Origin of the sequence: Nocardioides sp. (genome assembly GCF_041600255.1) — a bacterium.
Taxonomy (GTDB): Bacteria; Actinomycetota; Actinomycetes; order Propionibacteriales; family Nocardioidaceae; genus Nocardioides.
In genome coordinates this window covers 1-5312 of sequence record NZ_JBFIKK010000174.1, presented here as the reverse complement: position 1 = coordinate 5312, position 5312 = coordinate 1, and the positions used below count along the sequence as shown (strand labels likewise).

The following is a 5312-nucleotide window of genomic DNA, read 5'->3' as shown; positions in this document are numbered from 1 at the left end:
TGGGTCTGGCCCAGGCACTGCTGGTGGACGCCTTCGCCCAGGGCGCCGCCCATGGTGCCACCGTCTCCGAGCTGTCCACCGACTCCCGGACGGGAGCGCTGGGGCTCTACGAGAAGGTCGGCATGAAGGTCACCTCCACCTGGGTGAACCGGGCCATCCAGGTCGGCGCAGCCGGATGACGCGGACCGCAGACCTGCCCCCGGGCCTCACCCAGCGCCCGCTCACCACCGACGACGCCGCGGCACTCGCGGCACTCATCACCGCTCAGGAACTGCACGACGTCGGGGTCGCCGACGCCGACGAGGCCGACATCCTGGCCGACTGGAAGCAGCCCAGCTTCGACCTGTCGAGCCGCACGCTGGGCGTCTTCGACGGTGACCGGCTGGTGGCGTTCGGCGAGCTGTGCGGCGGCGGGCACGCGGACACCGCCGTCCTGCCCGAGCGTCGGGGTCGCGGGATCGGCTCGGCGATCGCCGGCTGGCTGGTCGACTCGGCACGGGACCACGGGTGGCCCGAGGTGGGCATGTCGGTGCCGCAGGGCGGCGCGGGCGACCGCCTGCTCGCCGACCTCGGGTTCGACCTCCGCTGGGAGGCGTGGGACCTGGCGCTGCCGCCCGGTGCCGAGATCGAAGCCCGCCCGCTGCCGGCCGGTTTCGCCCTGCGGGACTCCACCGAGGCCGACCACCGTGCCGTCTGGACGCTCGTGGAGGACGCGTTCGGCGAGTTCGCCGACCGCCCGCGCGCCGAGCTCGACGACTTCGGCGCCCGGGTCTGGGGCCGGCCCGGCTTCGAGCCGTGGAACCTCCGGCTGGTCACCGACCCGGACGGCGAGCTGGTCGGGGTGACCAACGTGGTGCTCTCCGGCGACGTCGGCTTCGTGCAGCGGATCGCCGTACGGCGCGACCTGCGGGGCCGAGGCCTGGCCGCGGCGATGCTGGCCGACGCGTTCGCCCTGGCGCGGAGCCACGGCGCGACCAACTCCGGTCTCTCCACCGACAGCCGGACCGGCGCCCTGGGCCTCTACGAGAAGGTCGGGATGCAGGTGGCCTCGACCTGGGTGAACCGGTCCCGCACGCTCTGACCGGCCGCTAGTCCACGCTCTCCACCGTGGTCACCACCGTGGTCACCGTCGGGCGGCGGGGCGTTGAGGAGAATCCGAATCGGCACGGCGGGTCGACCGGGGCGATCGCGCCCAGGTCGACGCCGTCCAGGGATCCGCGCATGGCGGTGACCCGGTGGGCGTCGGTCGCGCCGTAGTACTCCCGGCGGCCACCGCCCGCGCTGCCCCGGGTCCGGACCCCGCGCAGCAGCACCCGCGCGATCGGGTCGGTCAGCGCGGACCAGGTCGGGCTCTCGGCCAGCCGGCGCGGCACCAGCCGGAGCAGCCCGCCCAGCGCCGTACGACGCCCCAGGGTGAGGTCGAGGTCGAGCGAGGGCGAGCGCACCCGCCAGCCGGTCTCCGTGGTCACCACGGAGATCGGCTCGAGCCGGACCTTGTCGAAGGTGTACGTCGCGGCGATGAAGTCCGCCGCCTCGGGGTGGGGTGCGAGCAGCAGGCGGTGGCCGTCGGCACGTTCCACCATGGCGTCCGAGAACGCGCCGAGCGGAGTGTCGCGCCAGTCACCCACCACGACCCGGATCCCGCTCGTGCTGCCGGTGCCGGCGATCTGCCCCCGGAACCGCTCGCGCACCCCGCTCAGGCGCTGTTCCAGACGTCTCGTTGCTCTGCCAGGTCCATGTCGACCCCCTGAAGAGGGCCCCGAGAGGGGGCCGGAGACATTCAGGTTGGCAGGGGGTCTCCCGGAGCGTCAACGGGTCGTCGACGCTCCGGGAGCACGCTGCCGGGTGTGGCTCCCAGGCGGGTCAGGCGTGGATCGGCTCGTGCGGGTCGAGCTCCTCGGCCACGCCGGCGTCCCCGATGTCCGCGGTGTAGTCGTCGCGACGCGTCTGGTCGGCGCCCTCGTCCAGCTCCATCGCCCGGAAGACGACGGTCAGCACCGTGGTCACCAGCAGGTTGAGCAGCAGGGCGACCGCCGCGATGTAGACCTTGGTCTCCGTGCCCGGGAAGAACACCAGCGGTCCACCGAAGTGGCTGCCCGGGTCGCCGGGCACCTCGACGCCGTACGCCAGCCAGGTGCCGTACGCCATCCCGACCGCCCAGCCGACGAGCAGCGCGGTGCGGTGGAACCAGCGGGTGTACAGCCCGACCAGGATCGCCGGCAGCGTCTGCAGGATCCACACGCCGCCGAGCAGCTGCAGGTTGATCGCGAACTTGTTCGGCAGGAACAGCACGAACGCCAGCGCCCCGAACTTCACGAAGAGCGAGACGATCTTGCTCTGACGCGCCTCCTCCGCGTGGGTGGCGCTCGGATTGATGAAGGCCCGGTAGATGTTGCGGGTCCACAGGTTCGCCGCGGCGATCGACATGATCGCGGCCGGCACCAGAGCGCCGATCACGATCGCGGCGAAGCCGACGCCGGCGAACCAGGCGGGGAACTCGTTCTCGAACAGCTGCGGCACGGCGGCCTGCGCGTTCTCCACCTGGATGCCGGCGGCGATCGCGACGAAGCCGAGCAGGGCGAGCAGCCCGAGCAGGAACGAGTACGCCGGCAGCAGTGCGGCGTTGCGCCGGATCACGCCCCGGTTCCTGGTGGAGAGCACGCCGGTCACCGAGTGCGGGTACATGAAGAGCGCGAGCGCCGACCCCAGCGCCAGCGAGGCGTAGGCCCACTGGGCGGCCGCCGGCGGGATCATCCCGCGGGCGCTGGTCTCGCCGGCCGCGATCGCGTCGGCGTTCTCGGTGTTGAACTGGTCGAAGGACTCGCTGGCCGAGGCGAAGATGTTCGACCAGCCGCCGAGCTGGCTGGGCAGGTAGAGCACCGCCACCAGAATCACGACGTAGATCAACGTGTCCTTGACGAAGGCGATCAGCGCAGGCGCGCGCAGCCCCGAGGAGTAGGTGTAGGCGGCCAGGACCGCGAACGCCAGGAAGAGCGGCAGGTCCTTGACGAACCAGTTCGTGCTCTCGGTGCCGATCCCCATCACGTCGAGCACCACCTGCATGCCCACGAGCTGGAGCGCGATGTAGGGCATCGTGGCGAGGATGCCGGTCACGGCCACGGCCAGCGCGAGCGGACGGCTGTCGTAGCGGCCCTGCACGAAGTCGGCAGGGGTGACGTAGCCGTGCCGGTGCGAGACCGACCAGAGCCGCGGCAGGAACAGGAAGATCAGCGGGTAGACCACGATCGTGTACGGCACCGCGAAGAAGCCGACCACGCTGCCGGCGTACAGCGTCGCGGGCACCGCGATGAAGGTGTACGCCGTGTAGATGTCGCCGCCGATCAGGAACCAGGCGATGAACGTGCCGAAGCCACGACCGCCCAGGCCCCACTCGTCGAGGGACTCCAGCGACTCGGCGCGGCGCCACCGGGCGGCCGCGAAGCCGAGCACGGTGACCAGCAGGAAGAGGAAGACGAAGACACTGACCGCGACGCCGTTCATCGGTCGGCCCCCCGGTCGCGACGGGCCTCGCGGTCACGCCGGTCGGCGACCCAGGAGACCTTCAGGGCGGTGATCGTGAGCAGCGCGGCGACCAGGATCAGCGCGAACTGGAACCAGTAGAAGAACGGGAAGCCGAAGAGCGTGGGGTCGGTCCGGTCGTAGATCGGGACCATCAGCGGCACCACGATCGCGGGTGCGAGCAGGAGCAGGACGAGGATCCAGAGTCCGCGGGACGGGTGGGGGGTGCGCGGGCCGTCGGGTGGCCGGCGTGAAGCGTCAGTCATGGTGCTACCTCCGAGATGAGCGACGACGTGTGACCCTAGTCATCGCCACACCCCGTCTCCCTACCCACCCGGAGGGCATCCGATGAGCGCGCGCGAGCCGGTGACCGCCGGCTTCACGGGCCGCACTTCACCGGCCGCACCTCACCGGCCGCACCTCACCAACCCAGGGTGCCGGGCTCGCCCTTGAAGGGTCCGACCACGCGTGCGGTGATCCAGCCGCCGTAGAAGTCGCCGGGCTGCGCGAGGACCGTCTCGCCGTCGACAGTGCACCGGTCCACCAGCCCGGGCATCACCGCGATCGCGTCGGCGATCGCCTCGAAGCCCGGCATCGGCCGCTGGTAGGTCCAGGCCGCGTGGCGGGCCACGGCGTCGCCGCCGTGGAGGTCGTAGTAGCTGGCCCGGCCCTTCCACTCGCACCACGAGTCGCCCCTGGTCGGGGTGAGCGCGCCGTCGAGGAACGCCGTCCGCGGCAGGTAGTAGGTGGGCGGGTGGCTGGTCTCGAGCACCCGCCACGAGGTCCGCGTGCTGGCCACGACGACGCCCCCGACCTCGACCTCGACGAGCTCGGTGCTGGGCTCCACCCGGGGTGGGCGCGGGTAGTCCCACACCGACTCCTGGCCCGGTCCGGGCTCGATCCGCTCGTGGCGCCTCATGACCCCAGTGAACTCCCGTCGCCCAAGGCACGGCCCGCGCGCGCTGGGGCGGGGTCGGCGTAGGTTCTCCTCCGTGCCGCGCATCAGGGGTCCGTTGAGCGGGTGGGTGGCCGACACCCGCCCGCTGCGCAACGACCACTTCCGCCGGTTGTGGCTGGCCAACATCATCACCGTGATCGGCGCCCAGCTGACGGTGGTGGCGGTGCCGGCGCAGATCTACCAGTCGACCGGATCGTCGGCGTACGTCGGACTGACCGGGCTGTTCGGTCTGGTGCCGCTGGTGGTCTTCGGGCTGTGGGGCGGGGCGCTGGCCGACGTCTTCGACCGGCGGACCCTGCTGATCGTCACCACCGCGGGGCTGATCGTGACGAGCGCGCTGTTCTGGCTGCAGGCGGCGATGGGCGGCGCGAACGTCTGGCTGCTGCTCAGCCTCTTCTCGGTGCAGCAGGCGTTCTTCGCGGTCAACCAGCCGACCCGCAGTGCGCTGCTGCCGAAGATCCTGCCGATGGAGCTGTTGCCGGCGGCGAACTCGCTGAACATGACGGTCTTCCAGGCCGGCGCGATCGCCGGGCCGCTGGCCGCGGGCACGTTGATCCCGGTGATCGGCTTCGAGTGGCTCTACCTGATCGACACCATCACGCTCTTCGCCACGTTGTCCGCGGTGATCCGGCTGCCGCGGCTACCGGTCGAGGGCGCACTCAAGGGCACGCCCGGGCTGCGGGCCGTCGTCGATGGGCTGGTCTACCTGCGCGGTCACCCGGTGCTGATGATGTCGTTCGTCGTGGACCTGATCGCGATGGTCTTCGGGATGCCGCGGGCGCTCTTCCCGGAGATCGCGCACCTGGGCTTCGGCGGGCCGACCGGCGGTGGCATC

Annotated in this window: 6 protein-coding genes; 2 read left to right on the top strand and 4 right to left on the bottom strand. The window is 71.6% G+C overall.

Annotation, left to right across the window (positions count from 1 at the left end):
* Positions 1-175: 175 nt before the first annotated feature.
* The gene (locus tag ABZE72_RS15435; RefSeq protein WP_372729922.1) at positions 176-1081 is read left to right on the top strand and encodes a GNAT family N-acetyltransferase; all 906 of its coding nucleotides are present in this window, start codon (positions 176-178) and stop codon (positions 1079-1081) included.
* Positions 1082-1088: 7 nt separating this feature from the next.
* On the opposite strand, the gene ABZE72_RS15430 is transcribed toward ABZE72_RS15435, so the two are convergent.
* From ABZE72_RS15430 to ABZE72_RS15415, 4 genes are all read right to left on the bottom strand, one after another.
* Positions 1089-1691: a hypothetical protein gene (locus tag ABZE72_RS15430; protein WP_372729921.1), complete on the bottom strand. Its 603-nt coding sequence runs from the start codon at positions 1689-1691 to the stop codon at positions 1089-1091.
* Positions 1692-1863: 172 nt separating this feature from the next.
* Positions 1864-3501 carry a monocarboxylate uptake permease MctP gene (mctP, locus tag ABZE72_RS15425; protein WP_372729920.1) on the bottom strand — a complete coding sequence of 546 codons (1638 nt, stop codon included), beginning with the start codon at positions 3499-3501 and terminating at the stop codon, positions 1864-1866.
* The gene (locus ABZE72_RS15420) at positions 3498-3785 is read right to left on the bottom strand and encodes a DUF3311 domain-containing protein (RefSeq protein WP_372729919.1); all 288 of its coding nucleotides are present in this window, start codon (positions 3783-3785) and stop codon (positions 3498-3500) included. Before ABZE72_RS15420 ends, mctP begins: the two co-directional genes overlap by 4 nt.
* A 155-nt stretch (positions 3786-3940) precedes the next feature.
* Positions 3941-4438: a DUF427 domain-containing protein gene (locus ABZE72_RS15415; protein ID WP_372729918.1), complete on the bottom strand. Its 498-nt coding sequence runs from the start codon at positions 4436-4438 to the stop codon at positions 3941-3943.
* A 73-nt stretch (positions 4439-4511) separates the two neighbouring features.
* Between ABZE72_RS15415 and ABZE72_RS15410 the strand changes: the two genes are divergently transcribed.
* Positions 4512-5312, top strand: an 801-nt coding sequence (locus ABZE72_RS15410) for an MFS transporter (protein WP_372729917.1), incomplete at its 3' end; no start/stop codon positions are given.